The organism is Haemophilus sp. HMSC066D02, assembly GCF_001810545.1.
Classification (GTDB): domain Bacteria; phylum Pseudomonadota; class Gammaproteobacteria; order Enterobacterales; family Pasteurellaceae; genus Haemophilus_D.
Genome location: NZ_KV801824.1, coordinates 8165 through 24628 on the forward strand (window position 1 = coordinate 8165; position 16464 = coordinate 24628).

The 16464-nt window shown below is 38.9% G+C and carries 15 protein-coding genes; 4 read left to right on the top strand and 11 right to left on the bottom strand.

Features of this window, described 5'->3' with window-relative positions:
- The 7 genes from HMPREF2750_RS07215 to HMPREF2750_RS07245 form a co-directional block, all read right to left on the bottom strand.
- The coding region (locus tag HMPREF2750_RS07215; protein ID WP_186821581.1) for an AzlC family ABC transporter permease at nt 1-219 on the bottom strand (219 nt) is incomplete at its 3' end.
- 9 nt (nt 220-228) lie between these two features.
- A complete protein-coding gene (locus tag HMPREF2750_RS07220; RefSeq protein WP_005697769.1) occupies nt 229-1158 on the bottom strand; it encodes a LysR family transcriptional regulator in 930 nt (309 codons plus the stop codon).
- A 114-nt stretch (nt 1159-1272) separates the two neighbouring features.
- Nucleotides 1273-3228 (bottom strand): site-specific recombinase, encoded by a 1956-nt coding sequence (locus tag HMPREF2750_RS07225; protein WP_070583205.1) that lies wholly within the window; start codon nt 3226-3228, stop codon nt 1273-1275.
- A 146-nt stretch (nt 3229-3374) separates the two neighbouring features.
- Complete coding sequence (gene fbpC / locus HMPREF2750_RS07230; protein ID WP_005696376.1) at nt 3375-4427, bottom strand: ferric ABC transporter ATP-binding protein; 1053 nt, start codon at nt 4425-4427, stop codon at nt 3375-3377.
- A 24-nt stretch (nt 4428-4451) separates the two neighbouring features.
- Nucleotides 4452-6509, bottom strand: a complete 2058-nt coding sequence (locus HMPREF2750_RS07235; protein WP_070583206.1) for an ABC transporter permease — start codon at nt 6507-6509, stop codon at nt 4452-4454.
- Nucleotides 6510-6520: 11 nt separating this feature from the next.
- A complete protein-coding gene (locus tag HMPREF2750_RS07240; protein ID WP_070583207.1) occupies nt 6521-7558 on the bottom strand; it encodes an ABC transporter substrate-binding protein in 1038 nt (345 codons plus the stop codon).
- Between the two features lie 74 nt (nt 7559-7632).
- Entirely contained in the window at nt 7633-8673 is a 1041-nt protein-coding gene (locus HMPREF2750_RS07245) for an ABC transporter substrate-binding protein (RefSeq protein ID WP_049384066.1), read from the bottom strand.
- 185 nt (nt 8674-8858) lie between these two features.
- Between HMPREF2750_RS07245 and udk the strand changes: the two genes are divergently transcribed.
- The 4 genes from udk to HMPREF2750_RS07265 are packed head-to-tail and all read left to right on the top strand — an operon-like array spanning nt 8859 to nt 12459.
- Complete coding sequence (udk, locus tag HMPREF2750_RS07250; RefSeq protein WP_049372428.1) at nt 8859-9500, top strand: uridine kinase; 642 nt, start codon at nt 8859-8861, stop codon at nt 9498-9500.
- An 8-nt stretch (nt 9501-9508) separates the two neighbouring features.
- Nucleotides 9509-10090, top strand: coding sequence for a dCTP deaminase (gene dcd / locus HMPREF2750_RS07255; protein WP_070583208.1), 582 nt, complete (start codon nt 9509-9511; stop codon nt 10088-10090).
- A gap of 3 nt (nt 10091-10093) precedes the next feature.
- Nucleotides 10094-11281, top strand: a complete 1188-nt coding sequence (locus HMPREF2750_RS07260; protein WP_070583209.1) for an AsmA-like C-terminal region-containing protein — start codon at nt 10094-10096, stop codon at nt 11279-11281.
- The gene (locus tag HMPREF2750_RS07265) at nt 11281-12459 is read left to right on the top strand and encodes a sugar transporter (RefSeq protein WP_070583210.1); all 1179 of its coding nucleotides are present in this window, start codon (nt 11281-11283) and stop codon (nt 12457-12459) included. The genes HMPREF2750_RS07260 and HMPREF2750_RS07265 overlap by 1 nt, the downstream gene beginning before the upstream one ends.
- A gap of 49 nt (nt 12460-12508) precedes the next feature.
- Here the strand turns inward: HMPREF2750_RS07265 and HMPREF2750_RS07270 are convergent, their stop codons facing one another.
- From HMPREF2750_RS07270 to HMPREF2750_RS07285, 4 genes are read right to left on the bottom strand one after another with little or no spacing between them, the layout of a single operon-like run.
- Nucleotides 12509-13492 carry a peptide ABC transporter ATP-binding protein gene (locus HMPREF2750_RS07270; protein WP_070583211.1) on the bottom strand — a complete coding sequence of 328 codons (984 nt, stop codon included), beginning with the start codon at nt 13490-13492 and terminating at the stop codon, nt 12509-12511.
- The gene (gene dppD / locus HMPREF2750_RS07275) at nt 13485-14468 is read right to left on the bottom strand and encodes a dipeptide ABC transporter ATP-binding protein (protein WP_070583212.1); all 984 of its coding nucleotides are present in this window, start codon (nt 14466-14468) and stop codon (nt 13485-13487) included. The genes HMPREF2750_RS07270 and dppD overlap by 8 nt, the downstream gene beginning before the upstream one ends.
- Before the next feature lie 8 nt (nt 14469-14476).
- Nucleotides 14477-15373, bottom strand: a complete 897-nt coding sequence (locus HMPREF2750_RS07280) for an ABC transporter permease subunit (protein WP_049370181.1) — start codon at nt 15371-15373, stop codon at nt 14477-14479.
- 12 nt (nt 15374-15385) lie between these two features.
- Complete coding sequence (locus HMPREF2750_RS07285; RefSeq protein ID WP_070583213.1) at nt 15386-16390, bottom strand: ABC transporter permease subunit; 1005 nt, start codon at nt 16388-16390, stop codon at nt 15386-15388.
- Between the last annotated feature and the right edge of the window lie 74 nt (nt 16391-16464).

Below are 16464 nucleotides of genomic sequence, written 5' to 3' on the forward strand. Positions count from 1 at the left end.
AAAAGGCATAACTAAGGCGGCGGCCGCAATAAATTCCACTGAGCCCGCATAAATGAGTGCTGCCATTGCAACGGGGAACCAAACACCGAATCCAAGTGCTTTCATGTAAATGCCGTATGCTATGCCTAAAAATAAAAAACCGGCAAGCATTGGCATACTGTAAGGAAATGCCGCTTTTGCCGCGGCTTTGATGGGATTTTCTGTCACTACTTCTGACATATTGACCTACTACAACTCTAAAACAGACAAACCAGGTAAGGTCGAAAAACTTTGTGCTTTTACTGTTTGATGGAAATCTTCGATATAAGCTAAATTAGCATCTTCTTTACGAATCGCGGCATAGAGGTTACTGTATAACCCTTCTTCTGTAATTTTACGCGCCACCACATACCCTTTTTCTAAATAAGGTAATGCCGCCCAATAAGGCACGGTAGCAATGCCACGACGACTCGCTACTAACTGAATCAAGGCGATCGTCAGCTCCGTTGTACGGCGCGGAGGATTAATGCCTTTCGGTTTCAATACTTGACGATATAAATCCAACATATCATCAGGCACGGGATAGGTTACCCAAGTTTCTTCAGCGAAATCTTCCGCCTGCCAAACCTCTTTATTGGCTAATGGATGATCTTTAGAACATATTCCCACCATTTCATAAGAAAATAACGGCTTAAATAAAACATCATCATTTTGTTCAACTTCAGACACAATCGCCCAATCTGCACGATGAGATAATAACAATCCAACCGGATCTGTGTGGAAACCAGACACAATATCCAATTCTACCAAGCTCCAATGTTGACGAAACTCATCCATCGCCGGCATTAACCAGTCGAAGCAAGTATGACACTCCACCGCAATTCTTAACTGCCCTGCATCACCGTGTTTTACACGAGCAAGTTCACGTTCAGCATCAACCACTTTCGGAAGAATTTCATTGGCAAGACGAATCAAACGATCGCCAGCTGCGGTAAAACGCAACGGATTACTTTTACGCTCAAAAAGAGGTAAACCAAATTGCTCTTCCATTAACTTAATTTGGTGAGAAAGTGCCGATTGTGTTAAATAAACACGTTTTGCCGCCATTGAAACGCTGCCCGTTTCCTTCAGAGCAAGCAAGGTTCTTAGGTGACGAAGTTCAAGAAATGTAGGTTTCATTAGAATAATTCATAAAGTTATCGCATTAGATGAGCAACATGATAACGCAAATTAAATTGTGCGAAAAGAAAGTGCGGTCAAAAACATTGATATTTTTGACCGCACTTAAGACGATTATTTATCTAACTGAACGGGAAGAAATAAGCTCAATGGACGTTTTTTCACAATTTGACACACTTCATGCCAAATTGGCCACCAGCTATCAATTTCCGCATTCAAAGAACGCAATGCAACCCAAAGCGTTAATGAAAAACTGACAATTAAATTCACTAAACCAATCAACAATACAAAACCAATACATTGTAAAAGTAATGAATAGGTGAATTGTCCGCTCACTGCAATGTAGCCTACATTCGCAGATGAAAATGCCACATGACGAATATCTAACGGAAGATGCGTTAAGTACCCTACCACACCCGTAATACCAAGCAACATACCAAAGCAAAGGTTACCGATAAGTGAGCCATAATTCTCATGCATATAATTAGCAAATTTAACGCGAGATTTCTCAGACATCAATTTTTTCAATAACGGATGTTGGGTTAAACGCATGCGCATATTCAAATAATTGCTGCGGTTATCAAAATAGCCCGAAATAATCCCCGAGCAGAATAACCATACACCCGCAATGGCTGCAAACCATAAGGTTCCCGCAAAAGGATCAATGCTATGCAACTGATAAGCGATTTGATCAGCATTCATCAACGGCTCACCTGTTTTATATTGGTAACCAAACGCAATCAATGCCGCTAAGCCCATCGCAATGAGCACATTGCCTAGCACCGCAATACTTTGAGAACGAAATACATCCACTAATAATTGGGCTAATTTCATATTGACGGTTTTACCTTGAGGCGTTTTCTCAACAGCCTCAGCAAAACGGGCGGCAGTCATGGCTGGCTGTTTCGTTGCAACCGTAAAATGCAACATAAAAATCACCATAAAACCTAAGCCGTAATTTAAGCCTTCGGCAATCCCTTTCCAGACTTTGTCATCAATAATGCTGCCTAGATAGATTTTAAATAGCGCCATCAGTGCAATTAATACACCACCACCTGCCGCGGAGTAAAACATTGCCCAATACTCTTTTTTATCTCGAGTAATGTAATGCTCACCATGATCGCCGGCATTCTGCGTAACACTACGAGCCATCAATCCTGAGCTTTGTTTCCATAGTCGCGAAATACTATGTCGTTCTGCTGCTGCACGAGCAAAACAACCGGTTAATAATAAGATTCGACGCGGCAAATAGCGATTTGAAACAAAAATCGCCATCAAGGTTTCTAATCGTTCTAAAGTCTGGGAAAGACGTTCCAATAAATACGCCGTATTTAAGGATGATCCCACTACCGCCCCACGTTTCTGTAAGCCAATAATCAATGCCTTACATTGATCAAACATTACCTGTAAATGACTATCATCAAAAACCGTTGATTGGCGACGCGCCTCTACCCAATCAACCACTTCATGGTGTAAAGCCACAAAAGGCGAATCTGCATTCAACAGAGAAGGTTCCATTCGCATCAGCTCAGGATCCATATCTTCAGCGGCAATCCAAATTGAAAGCATTTCAATGGCAAATAGCCCTTCACTTTCAATATGATTTTTTAAACGCTCACGATCTTTTTGTTCTGTATAACGGGTTAAAACACCAAATACGCCTCGCCATGTTTTCAATGGGACGGCATCAATCCAGCGGGCATCATTTTTATCGCTAAACAATAAATAAAAAATATCACGTAAATCATTAATATCTTTAAAAGACGGGTTAAAACGCTCATAAATACGCGTTTTCATTTCTTGTCCAAAACCGCCACGCGTAAGAATTCCGCTGCTAATAAACAAGGGATAAAGACGTAAACCACATAACCAACCGCATAATAATTTCGAAACAGAATAGCCTAATTCTTTATCGTTCTTTAAGATAAACTTAAATAAATGCAAGGTCGGCGAAATTTTTTCTGTGGGGCTGCTACGTAATAATTGGCACAAGCCCTCTACAAGACCAAAAGCATCATTTTCTGCCACTTTGTTACGCAAAAATTGCGGTAAGGTATCGGTTTTAATCATGAGCTTTCTCCTTCTATCATTTATATTCAAAAGCGAGACATTATACAGCTCTGTTAGATAAAGTAAAAATGAGCGGAAAAGTGCGGTCAATTTTGAAAGGATTTTAAAAGAAAAGGCGTATGCTTCCATACGCCCTTAAATTGATATTATTTCTCTTTCTTCAACAAGAAAATACCTTGTTCAGAGAAGTTCACATAAGCTTGTTTGAGATCAGCATTGAAGTCTTCTGGTTTGGTGTTAATGAGCAATTCTTTGCCTGCCCAAATTGCCACCACTTCCCAGTGATTTCCCATATAGACTGCACTCTTGATTTCACATTGTTGTGCTGCCTCGCCTTCTGCTTTTAAGTAAATTGCTTCAGGACGTACGCCTACTAAGCATTCACCATCTGGTAAATTGAATTGTGCCGCATTGCTTAATGGTAATTTGTAGCCATTCACGTCAATGGTGTTATTTTCCAATTTACCTTCAAAGATGCTCGATTCGCCCATGAAGTTTGCAAGGAATAAAGAATTTGGACGCAAATAAAGCTCTTTTGCTGGCGCTTTTTGCATGATTTTACCTTTATTCATGACGATAACTTCATCGGATACCGCAAACGCTTCAGTTTGGTCATGAGTCACATAAAGTGAGGTAATGCCTAAACTTTGTTGCAGTTCACGAATTTTCTCACGCATAGAACGACGTAAGTTTGCATCTAAGTTACTTAATGGCTCATCAAAAAGTAATACTTTTGGTTTTAACACTAACGCACGCGCTAAAGCGACACGTTGTTGTTGACCACCTGAAATCTGATCCACAAAACGATCTTCAAAACCTGCTAAATCAACTAACTCTAAGGCTTCTTTTACACGCTTAGCTCGTTCTTCTTTTCCCACACCTTGCATACGTAAACCATAGCCTACGTTATCACCGATACTCATATGCGGGAACAACGCATAAGATTGGAATACGATACAAATATCACGATTTTGAATAGATGATTTGGTTACATCTTCACCATCAATAAAAATTTGTCCTGAAGTTGGGTTTTCTAAGCCGGCTACTAAACGTAATACAGTCGTTTTACCGCAACCAGATGGCCCTAATAAGGTCACCATGGTGCCACGTTTAATGGTTAAATCTAAATTATCAATGACTGTGGATTTACCAAAAGATTTAGTGATATTTTTTAATACTAAGAAATCATTATTACTCATAATATTTACCTACAACTTAACGAGTTAATTCATTTTTTTCGCTTTAGAACGGGAAATTCGGGTATCACCCACAATCCAGTCAAAGAATAAAATAATGGCCATCATGACTACTATTAGAATTGAACCATATGCAATTGCAATTCCGTATTCGCCATCTTCTACGCGATTTAGAATATAAGATGTAGCAACACGAGTATCTGCTGTAACTAAAAATACAATTGCACTTACTGTAGTCATTGCTCTAACAAAGCTAGTTACAAGAGCTGAAAGCAAGGCTGGTTTTAATAAAGGGAAAACAATAAAACAAATAGTTTTAAAAGAGCTTCCTTTTAATGATAGAGAGGCCTCATCTAAAGATTTATCTAGTTGTCCTAATCCAGCAATAGCCGCTCGCATACCTACAGGCATATTACGCATAACCATTGATAAAATAACAATTAATGCAGTCCCAGTTATATAAATTGGCGCATCATTAAAGGCAAGTATGTAGGATACCCCTGCAACTGTACCTGGTACGGCAAAACATAACAAAGTTAGGAATTCTAAAGTTTTTTTACCTTTAAATTCCCGTCTAACTGTAATATAAGCGATAAGCAAACCAAATAATGCAGTGATAGGTGCAGCTGTTGCAGCAAAAATGACTGTTTGAATTAACGATGGCCATGCTCCATCACTAAATCCTTGACCAAATAAAGTAATATAATTTTTGAGAGTTAAAGTATAATCAACACCCCAATTCACTGTAAAACTACCGTAAAAAATACTACCGTATAATAGAACATTAAATATAATCCAAAATGCTAAGATAAACGTAATAGCATATTTCATTGTTACAGGAAGATCTTGTACATCGCCACGATAAGATTTCCCTGATACAGTAGTATATGAACGATTACCAATCCACCAATATTGAATAATAAAAATACCCAATGAGAAAATTAGAAGAATTGTTCCTAGTGTACTTGCGGATGCATAATCTAATTGAGAACCAGCTATATAAAAGTAAATCTGTGAAGAAATAACATCAAAGCTTCCGCCTAAAACTAACGGAGTACTAAAATCAGCTATAGATTGAATAGCGACAACTAAAAAAGAATTTGCTAATGCAGGTTTAAGTAATGGAAAAATAATATTAAAGAAAGTTTGATAACGATTTGCTCTTAAAGTATATGCAGCTTCCTCAATTGATGGATGGATGGACTTTAAAGCTCCCTCCAATATCATAAAAGACATTGGTGTTAATGCTAGGGTATGAGCAATAACAATTCCAGTAAAACCGTACAACCAATTACTTTCGAATCCTAAATACTCAACTAAATAATGAGTAATATATCCTGAACGACCTAGCATTAATGTTACCCCTAAACCAACGACAAATGGAGGGGTCACAATTGGAAGAATGGAGAATATTTTACCAATAACTGCACTACGCTTTGCAATTCTAGTGGTATAAAGCGCAAATACTAAACCAAACGCTGTTGCAAGAATACCGATTGTCCCTGCGACAGCTAATGAGTTTAAAATAATACGTATAACATAAGGCTGTTTAACTATGTCGAGCACCTGCCCAGGCACAAATTCATCTCCTTTGTAAAACATTGAGATAAAAATGGCTAAAGTAGGATAAACAATAAAGAAAAATATAAGTAATACAATACTCAATAGTGATGCGATAACGAATTTATCACTTTGCATCACTTTCATTTTGGCAAGAGCATTCGTTGAAATACCAATTAAAGCAATTGTAAGAATAAACTCAGAATAACCCAAGCTGAATTTTTCAATACTTGCTGAAATCATTACAAAAGAAAAAATTAAGCAAGCTAATAAAAACTCTATTTTACCTTGTTGTACGGCTCCTTTTCCTTTATATAAAAAAGAAAATATAGGAATAAGAAATAAAGAACCAAACCAAACCCAACTCAAATTTATTGAGCTCCACCCCATAGCTGCTAGGATTTCATCTTCTGTTGAATCAAAAATGCCATAATATAATGCCATAGAAGGTAAAAGGGCAAAGCCTGCCATAGCAAGCATTACCCAAAATAGATTGGAATTGAGAAAATAATACTGCTTTCTCATAAAGCCTCCATTTATTTATTTAATTTAACTTCTCTCACCCAACGGTCGATCAAGCCACTACGCACATCTGACGCACCAAATTTATTAAAATCATAATTAATTAAATTTAGCTCATTAGATTTCAAGGCATAAGGTGAAGACGTAGCATTTATATTTGTAAGAATGTGATGTGATTGTGCTTCTTTCCAAGAAATTTCTTGTGCCTCTTTAGACATAACCCAATCGACAAACAATTCGGCATTTTTTAAATTTCGGGCATTTTTAATTACACTTACGCCGCCAAGTTCATAGCCGGTACCTTCACAAGGAACAACTACCTCTATAGGTGCACCATTCTGTTTTTCAAAAGAATAGTTCTGTAAAAAGCCAATACCTATTGTTGTTTCCCCTCGAGCTAAATTATGAGCGGGTGCAGTTCCAGCTTTAGGATACTGTGAAATATTTTTATCTAATGCTTTTAAATAATTAAATGCTTCATCCTCTCCCCAAAGCTGAACAAATGTTGCTATTGCGGTATATGCAGTTCCAGCACTTTGAGGATCTGAAATTTGAATTTCATTCTTAAATCTAGGATCAAGTAAATCTTTCCAGCATTTTGGAGTTTCAGTAATTCCTAATTTTTTCAATTTTTCTGTATTCACTCCAAAACCCAACACCCCCATATAAACTACGGAGCTGTAATTTCCTTTACGACGTCCAGGATCTTTAAATTGAGGCATAACTTCTGTCAGCATTGGTGATTGATATGCAGTTAGCAAATCCATCTCGGCAGCCTGAGAATGTGTATCAAATGTTCCACCATACCACACATCAGCTTGTGGATTATTTGTTTCAGCCTTTATTTTAGCTAGTGTACTGCCTGAACTATTACGAATAAAACTAGCATCTACATTGTATTTTTTAGCAAAAGATTGCACTTGTTTTTCACACACTGAGTTTTGTGCGCTGCAATATACTACTAACCGACCTTCAGCAATTGCTGAACTAGTAAAAAAGATCCCGCTAAAAAAAGCAGCTGACAGGCTCAAAGATATAGTTGATTTTTTCATTGATTGACTCCCTTTTATATTTTAGCTACAGGCTAAAAAATTAGGCGGACATCCCCGCCTAATTCATCTATAAACTATTTCGCTAATTTAACGTCTTGAACCCATTTTTCAATTAAGGCTTTGCGTTGTTCAGTTGCACCGTATTTTTCAAAGTCATAATTGATGAGGTTAAGTTTGTTTGGATCAAACGCAGTTGGCGATTGTTCTGCTGTGGTATTGGTTAAGATTTGTAAAGAATCACCTTGTTTCCACGCTAACTCTTGACCTTCTTTAGATAATGCCCAATCCACGAATAATTTTGCGTTATCGATGTTACGTGCACCTTTTAAGATACTCACGCCACCTAACTCGTAGCCGGTACCTTCACAAGGTACCACTAATTCCAACGGTGCACCTTGACGTTTTTCAAGTGCATAATCGTGTAAGAAACCGATACCTACCGCAGTTTCACCACGTGCTGCATTACGAGATGGGGTGACACCTGATTTGGTGTATTGAGATACGTTTGGATGCAATGCTTTTAAGAAATCAAACGCTTTATCTTCGCCCCAAAGTTGAACGAAAGTAGCCAATGCAGTGTAAGCTGTACCCGCACTTTGTGGATCAGCAATTTGCACTTCACCTTTTAAGCGAGGATCGGTTAAATCTTTCCAGCATTTTGGTACTTCTTTAATACCTAATTTAGCTAAACGCTCAGTATTCACACCAAAACCTAAGATACCCATGTAAATCGCAGACACATAATGTCCTTTGGTTTTCGCTGGATCACGGAAACGTTCTACGATTTCATCAATGTGTTTAGATTTATAAGGTTCGATTAAGCCTAATTCAGCCGCTTGTGCTTGAGGGTCGAATGTACCACCAAACCATACGTCTGCTTGCGGGTTATTTTTTTCTGCTTCAACTTTTGCAAAAGTACTGCCTGAACCGTTGCGAATAAATGAGGTTTTCACATCATATTTTTCGCCAAAGGCTTTAGTTGTCGTTTCACAAAGAATGTTAGTCGCACTACAATACACCACTAAACGCCCTTGAGCATTAACAGCTGATGATGTCATGAAGCCTACAGCTAAAAGTGCGGTTGAAATGGAGAGAGAAATTTTATTCATTTTCATCGTACACTCCTCATAAATAACACTGATGAAATAATAAAAACGAGCACATCGTAAGCGAAAACGAAAAAAAATTCCGTGAACTACTTCACAAATTTAAAAAATTTAAATAAAAAAGAAAGATGAATTTAAACTGATTTTTCTTTATAATCCTTGTAATTTTTACCTTCCGTTTTTGAGGACGTTCTATGTCAGACTCATCTTGTATTATCATCGCTATCACGGGGGCATCCGCTTCAGGAAAAAGCTCTATTGCTTCCACCGTTCATAAAGAACTTTGTAACGACTTAGGTTGTGAAGAAATCGGCATTATTGCTGAAGACAGCTACTATAAAGATCAAAGCCATTTAGAGATGAGTGAGCGAGTAAAAACCAACTATGACCACCCGAGTTCAATGGACAGAGATTTACTCATTCAACACTTAAAAGACTTAAAAAACGGAACTGCCGTTGATATTCCAGTCTACAGTTATGTTGATCACACCCGAACAGGCGAAACCAAGCACTTCACGCCGAAAAAAATTGTGATTTTAGAAGGGATTTTATTGCTTACTGATGAGCGAGTTCGCCAATTAGCCGATATTTCTGTATTCGTGGATACCCCATTAGATATTTGCTTTATCCGCCGTTTACAACGTGATATGGAAGAACGAGGCCGTTCGTTACAATCTGTTATTGATCAATATCGTGCAACTGTTCGTCCAATGTTCTTACAATTTATCGAGCCATCAAAACAATATGCGGATATCGTGATTCCTCGCGGTGGTAAAAACCGTATTGCGATTAATATGTTAAAAGCTCAAATTCTTCATTTATTAAACCAAAAATAGGAAAAATCATGCGTCTTTGCGATACCGATATCGAACGCTATCTAGATGATGGCATTATTTCTTTAACGCCTCGTCCTGAAAATGACAAAATCAATGGGGCAACTATTGATGTGCGTTTAGGCAATTCATTTCGCGTATTTCGTGAACATTCCGCACCTTATATTGATTTAAGTGGCCCGAAAGAAGAAGTCTCTGCTCAACTTGAATCAGTGATGAGTGACGAAATTGTTATCGGTGATGATGAAGCCTTCTTCTTACATCCTGGTATGTTGGCGTTAGCAACCACATTAGAGTCTGTGAAACTCCCTGCCAATATTATCGGTTGGCTAGATGGTCGTTCTTCACTTGCTCGTTTAGGTTTAATGGTACATGTAACCGCACATCGTATCGATCCAGGTTGGGAAGGCAAAATTGTGTTGGAATTCTACAACTCCGGCAAATTACCTTTAGCATTACGTCCTAATATGGTGATTGGTGCATTGAGTTTCGAAGTGTTAAGCGGCCCGGCAGCGCGCCCTTACACCAGTCGTAAAGATGCCAAATATAAACATCAGCAAAATGCAGTGGCAAGCCGAATTAATGAGGATTAATCCATGAAAAAGATCGCAATTAGCCTGTTGATCGTGCTGTTTGCGATCTTTGCTTTTTTCTATATTCAACTCAATCAACTGAAAAACAGCATTGCCGATCATTTAGCGCAATATGATATTCAAGTAAATGATTTTTCACTAAACCTTCTACCTCAACCAACGGTAAATTTATCGGGTTTGAAATACCATCAACTTTCAGCTGAAAACATTGAAGCTAAATTTGCACTCTTCCCGCTTTTTTCAGGTAACCCGATTTTAGAAGATGTACAAATCACTCATTTTAAACTCAGTGAACAAGCCCTAAACCATACCAATATTCATGGTCGTTTTACTGATTTTTCACTTAAAAATATTTTTAACCAAAACATTGCGTTTAAAGGTGAAAGTGCGGTTACGATTTCTCTTGATAAACCACTTTATGGCACAAACACGCAATATCAATTTGCGTTTAGCAAGGGAAATATTAACCTAAATCACCAAGGCAAAAATCTGATTCAATTTGTCAATGCCCGTTTAAATCAACAACCACTGGGTTACATTGAAACTTACGTTGATTTCTCAAAACCGGTTAAAACCGTCAATGCCTATTTACAGCCAGATTGCCAACATTGTTTAGCCACTTTTAAATTTAGTCATAAAGAGCAACAAAGTGCGGTCAATTTTTCCGGTAAAAATTTCCCAATGACGCAACTTATCGCCTTACTAAACTTCCCTAATACATTAACAGGCAATGCAGATTTTAATATCCAACTCGCCCTAACCAATTCAGAACTCACTAAAGGAGAATTCAGTTTCGACGCTCAAAATGGGGAACTTTTAGGATTAAATTTATTGGATATGGCGGCACAGTATTTACCAATTAACTACAACAGTGATTTAACTGCCAGCAGAAATATGAATACACCTTACGAACGTTTTGAATCACATCTTTCGTTCGAAAACCATTTACTCAAAGTAGATAAAATAAGCTTAAAAACAACCGCACTTTTAGGTGAAGGTTCTGGAGCCATTGATTTAGATAATGTACAATGTGACATCAATTTAACTTTAAGATTAACTGACGAAAAATACAAAAAACTCGCATTGCCAATTCGCTTTTTCGATAGCTGTTACGCTCCACAATATAAGTTAAATATTGATAAAAATTTCCGCCATCAATTGAAAGAATTAATTAAAGAGAAATTAAAATAATGTCATTTTATCAGAAAGCAGAAAGAACCCAATATTGGCGCGTAGTCATCATGGCTTGCGCCGCTTTTATTTTTAACACCACGGAATTTGTGCCAGTTGCGTTACTCACTGACATCGGACAAAGTTTTGATATGCAAAGCTCCGATGTGGGTTTAATGATGACCGTTTATGCTTGGACGGTTATGATTATGTCTTTACCCGCCATGCTCGCGACAGGTGATATGGAACGTAAAGGCTTATTGCTGAAACTTTTTGTGATTTTTATCATCGGCCATATTATCTCAGTCATTGCGTGGAATTATTGGATTCTTCTCATTGCTCGTATGTGTATTGCGGTAGCGCATTCACTCTTCTGGGCAATTACTGCGTCATTAGTGATGCGTGTGGCACCGAAGAATAAGAAAACACAAGCCATTGGTATGCTCGCTATCGGGACATCCCTTGCAACTATTTTAGGCTTACCATTAGGCCGTTTAGTCGGTCAATTAGTTGGTTGGCGTATTACTTTTGCAATCATTGCCGCATTAGCTTTGGTTGTGATGCTATTCATTATGCGTTTATTGCCAAATCTACCAAGTAAAAATGCAGGCTCGTTATCTAGTCTGCCAATTTTAGCGAAACGTCCATTACTGATTGGACTTTATGCCACAACGGTAATCATTGTTTCTGCGCACTTTACCGCTTATACCTACATTGAACCCTTTATGGTTCAAATCGGCGAACTCGATCCAAATCTTGCGACAATAATTTTGTTGGTATTTGGGGTGTCTGGCATTACCGCAAGTGTGATCTTTAACCGCTTATACCGTTTTGGTCCAACCCAATTTATCAGTACGGCAATGATTTTATTGGCAGTCTCTTTAGCCTTTATGCTTGTTTCTGCAAGTTATACCGCCACGATGTTTACTCTTGCTTTTATTTGGGGTATTGGCATCTCTTGTATCGGACTTGCCTTACAAATGCGTGTACTACAACTTGCTCCTGACGCAACGGATGTAGCAAGTGCTATTTATTCCGGTATTTTCAATGCGGGTATCGGTGCAGGTGCACTGTTTGGTAACCAAATCGCTCGTCATGTCGGTCTTGAATATATTGGCTTTACGGGGGCAGCATTAGCGATGATTGCACTTGGCATCTTTGTCTTCTTCAATTTCCGCTATCGTACTCAAAACCTCTAAAAAAATGACCGCACTTAATCAACAAGTGCGGTCATTTTCTTTTCTCTTTCTAATCGAGATGGAAACAAGCAATTAACTTACCATCAGGATATTTTTCCAATTTAGGCTGCTCATTTCGACATTTATCGGTCGCTTTCCAACAACGTGGATTAAATGCACAACCTTTTGGTGGATTAATCGGACTTGGTAATTCTCCTGTTAATTTAATCCGTTGACGACGTAATTCAGGTGACAATCTTGGTGTCGCTGAAAGCAAAGCTTGCGTATAAGGATGTTGTGGATTTTTAAAGATCTGCTCTTTTGTACCCATTTCAACACAACGACCTAAATACATCACCATCACTTCATCAGAAATATGCTCAACCACCGAAAGATCATGGGAAATAAAGACATAAGATAAACCTAGCTCAGCTTGCAAATCCATCATCAAATTCAGCACTTGCGCACGAACAGATACGTCTAACGCTGAAACAGGTTCATCCGCTACAACCACGTCAGGATCAAGCATTAAACCACGAGCAATCGCGATACGTTGGCGTTGTCCACCCGAAAACATATGTGGATAGCGATCATAAAACTCTGCACGTAATCCCACTTTTGCCATCATGGACAATACTTTTTGTTTACGTTCTTTAGCTGATAAATTCGTATTAATGACTAAAGGTTCTTCCAAAATTGTGCCGATTTTCTTACGCGGATTTAGTGATGCATAAGGGTTTTGAAACACTATTTGGATTTTCTGACGGCGCAATGCTTTCGTTTCGTGATCATTCTCTAAGAAATTTTGCCCGTTGTAGTACAACTCACCTTCTGTCGGTTCTTCTATCATCGTCAAAAGACGGCCTAGTGTGGATTTACCACAACCAGACTCGCCTACCACCGCAAGGGTTTTACCACGTTCTAAGGAAAAAGACACACCATCTAATGCTTTCACTTGCTGTGTTTTAGCAAACATCCCTTTTTTGACAGGATAATATTTCTTCAGCCCAATGGCATTGAGCAATGGTGCATTTTCTTGTGCGACATTAGACATTGCTAGGTTCTCCTTGGGCATTTAATGGGGTGTGACATTTTACTTGTCGATTTCCTATTTGACGCAATTCAGGTTCAACACTTCGACAAAGATCGGTCGCATACGGACATCGTGGATTTAACAAACAACCTTGTGGGCGATCGTATTTACCTGGCACCACACCAGGTAAAGATTGCAAACGAGATTTACCTTCTGCGAACTCAGGTAAAGAACGCAATAACGCTTGAGTATAAGGATGTTTGGGTTCACGGAAAATATCTTCTGCTCGTCCTTCTTCCACTACTTGTCCTGCATACATCACAATAATACGATGTGCCGCTTCTGCAACTAACGCAAGATCGTGCGTGATCAGAATCAACGACATACATTCTTTTTGCTGTAACTCAAGCAACAAATCTACAATTTGAGCTTGAATAGTCACATCCAGTGCGGTGGTTGGTTCATCTGCAATGAGTAATCTCGGTTTACATGCAATCGCCATAGCAATCATAACGCGTTGGCTCATCCCACCAGAAAGCTGATGCGGATAAACATCAATACGTGATTCAGGATCAGGAATACCGACTAAACGTAATAGCTCTAAGGTGCGTTCACGACGTTCTTTTTTGCTGCCGCCTTGATGCGCCTTAATCGCTTCCATAATTTGGAAACCTACTGTATAAGCAGGATTTAAGCTTGTCATCGGGTCTTGGAAGATCATGGCAATATCTGCCCCAACTAATTCCCGCTTTTCTTTTGGCGGTAAGCTTAAGAGATCTTTTCCTTCAAATTCTAGCCCTTTCGCTGAAACACGCCCAGGAAAATCAATTAAGCCCATCACAGCAAGGGAACTTACTGATTTCCCTGAACCTGACTCGCCGACAATACCTAATACTTCGCCTTGATTGACTTGGTAGCTAATACGATCCACCGCTTTAAAAGGTGCTTTTTCATCACCAAAGTGAACAGAAAGCTCTTTTACATCTAATAATGCCATTCTGCCCCCTATTGTTTTAATTTTGGATCGAGTGCATCACGCAACCCGTCACCCATTAAGTTAAATGCTAAAACAAGCGATAAAATTACTAAACCTGGAATGGTAACCAACCAGTTTGCTGCCTGCATAAAGCTACGTGATTCAGATAACATAGTGCCCAATTCCGGTGTTGGTGGTTTTGCGCCGATACCTAAGAAACCTAAGGTTGCTAGCTCTAAAATCGCGTTAGAAATTCCCATCGTCATTTGCACGATAAGCGGTGCAAGACAATTCGGTAAAATCACAATAAACATTAAACGTAATACGCTAGCTCCCGCCACTCGTGAAGAAGTGACATAATCTCTGTTTTTCTCATTCAATACCGCCGCACGTGTTAAACGCACATAACTTGGAATGGATACCACGGCAATCGCCAACGTCGCATTCGTTAAAGAGGGCTCTAAAATTGACACCACCACAATGGTTAAAAGCAAGTTTGGGATAGCCAACATGATATCAATGAAACGAACAATTAATGTATCTAATGCTCCACCATAATAGCCTGCAAGCAAGCCAAGACTCGTACCTAAAATGCAAGATAAAATGACAATAATGAAACCTGCAAAAACAGAAATGCGCGTACCATAAATAATGCGAGAAAGAATATCTCGACCAATGTCATCCGTACCCAGTAAATAAGCTGAATTTCCGCCTTCATACCACGCAGGCGGTAACAATAGCGCTGAACGATTTTGTTCTATAGGATCAAAAGGTGCAATCCAAGGAGCAAAAATACTGATTAATGCTACGACAAGAATAAAAGTGAGCCCAATCACCGCCCCTTTATTTTGTTTGAAATAAAACCAAAACTCCTGCAACGGTGTGCGAGGCGCAATCGTTTCAATAGATAAAGTTTGTTCCGTCATTAATAAGGCTCCTTATTGATGGCGAATACGTGGGTTTACCACGCCATAAAGTAAATCGATCGTCAAATTCACCACAATAATAATTGTAGCGATAATCAACACAGCGCCTTGTAAGACTGGATAATCACGATTAGAAATCGCATCAATAATCCATTTACCAATACCCGGCCATGAGAAAATTGTTTCGGTTAAAACTGCACCGGATAATAACTGTCCTACAATCAATCCCACCACGGTCACAACAGGGATCAGTGCATTACGTAGCGCATGAACAATCACAATTCGGGTATAACTTAAGCCTTTGGCTTTCGCTGTACGAATATAATCTTCACCTAACACTTCCAACATCGAAGAACGTGTCATTCGGGTAATCACCGCAAGTGGAATGGTACCTAGTACAATAGATGGTAGAATCAATGACTTAATGGCATTTACAAAGGCGCCTGGCACGCCTGAAAGCCAAGTATCGATTAACATAAAACCGGTTGGTGTATCGATCCAGAAACTGTCTTCTAAACGTCCCCCTTGTGGTAAATCTAACCAAGGTGAAACATATAAGATCAAAATTAATCCCCACCAGAAAATTGGCATGGAATAACCCGTTAATGACATAGCTGTCACGGTATGAGAAATCCAGCTATCTTTCTTGACGGCAGCAATCGTTCCTAGCGTAATGCCGGCAATTAATGACCAAAATAGTGCAAAGAAAGCCAATTCAAACGTGGCAGGGAAAAGTGTGAAAAACTCAGTCAGAACAGGTTGTTGAGTACGGAATGATTCACCAAAATCGCCTTGTATTACATTACCAATATAATTGAAATATTGCTGATACAACGGTAAATCGAGACCAAGTTGTTTCATCATTTGTTGATGAACTTCTGGCGTTAAACCTCGCTCTCCCATCATGATCTCCACGGGATCCCCCGGAATAAAATGAATGAGCGCAAAAGTCACAAAAGTGATGGCGATAAAGGTAGGAATCACCATCAAAATACGTTTTAAAATAAATTTAAACATCTACTTCCCACATGATAAAAGTGCGGTCATTTCTTCGAATGCTTTCGCACTTGGCACCTTGAGCATAAACATCA